Here is a 1,412-nt window from a genome sequence, read left to right on the forward strand (position 1 = left end):
CCCGGACACAGCAGGGCAAGCCCGAGGGCGACGGCTTTCATGGAGTTCATCACGCGGTACCTTACCCGCGAACCATGGCACGGACGCACACCACCAAGAAACGGACGAAGAAGAAGCCGCGAACTCGGTCCGGGGGCGGGGCCGGGTCCGAGTCCAAATCCGGGGGGTGGCGAGCCGAGGATTGGTACGACCACCCGCTGTGGTACGACATCGTGCACTCGCCCGGCACCACGGCGGAAGTGGACGGGCTGGAACGCATCGAAAAGCGCTTCTGCCTGCCCCGTCCAGAAGGAGATCGCGCGAGGCGCAAACGCGTCTGGCTCGAACCCGCCTGCGGCAGCGGGCGGTATCTCAGGGTCGCCGCGGCGCGGGGGCGGCGGGTGGTCGGGCTTGATCTGAACCCGCGCATGATCGCCTTTGCGCGCGCGATGATGGAACAACGCCACCTGAAGGCCGACCTGCGCGTGGGGGACATGACGAAGGTGCCGGTGCTGGACCCCGAGATGGTGCCCCCGGGGAGCGGTGCCGACTTCGCCTTCTGCCTCATCAACTCCGTCCGCCACCTCCCCACCGACGCGGCGATGCTGGCCCACCTGCGTTCGATGTTCCGTGCCGTGCGCCCGGGCGGCGTCTACTGCGTGGGGCTGGGCCTCACGCACTATGGGGCCGAGTTCGCCAGCGAGGAAGTGTTCTCGGGTTCGCGGGGTGGGACCAGGGTGGTGCAGTTGGCCCAGTTCATCCCGCCAGAGCCGGGGTCACGGTTTGAGCCGATCGTCAATCACCTGATGGTGACCAAGGGGAAGAAGGAAGAACACCTCGACAACACCTACCGCCTGCGCTGCTACAGCGGCGCCCAATGGGCAAGGGTCCTGGCCCGCACCGAATGGGAAGTCGCCGGCGTGGTCGACGAAGAGGGCGAGGACGCGGTCATGCTTGACGGGGACATGTGGAAACAGCCCACCGTGTCCGCCTACGGCATCTTCGTCCTCAGGCGTCCCCTGAAAAAATCCTCATGAGTGACCGGCTCTGCGCGCGCAGAGGCTGGAACCATGTTTGTGATCGTGCGTCCGAGGCGGGTCGGCGGACGTATTGTTCCATTGGAGATGACCATGCCCCTGCGATCCATCCTGGGGTTTGTGGCGGGCGTTTCGCTGAGCGCGGTGTGCTTTGGGGCCGATCCGATTCTGATCCCGCCGGCGCCCTCGCCCGTGCCCGGTGGAAACAACTCGATCGCGCCCTTGATCCCGCCCGCGCCGTCTCCCGTGCCCGGGGGTTCGAGCGGGCCGGTGGCGGTGCCGGGGGGATCGACGGCACCGGGACCTACACAACCGGGGGGGCCGGTGCCGGGGCAGGTGGTTCCGCCGCCGGTGGTGACGTGCCCGCCTTCGGGGGTGATTGTGTGGTACCCGGAC

At 67.7% G+C, this 1,412-nt stretch carries 1 protein-coding gene; it reads left to right on the forward strand.

All coding sequences use genetic code 11. From position 1 onward, the window contains the following. Window positions 1-1,016 (forward strand): class I SAM-dependent methyltransferase (locus G4P69_RS38195; protein WP_208355181.1); only part of this gene is annotated, 1,016 nt, incomplete at its 5' end. Window positions 1,017-1,412: the final 396 nt, after the last annotated feature.

The sequence above is a fragment of the Aetokthonos hydrillicola CCALA 1050 genome (genome assembly GCF_017591665.1).
Lineage (GTDB): Bacteria > Cyanobacteriota > Cyanobacteriia > Cyanobacteriales > Nostocaceae > Aetokthonos > Aetokthonos hydrillicola.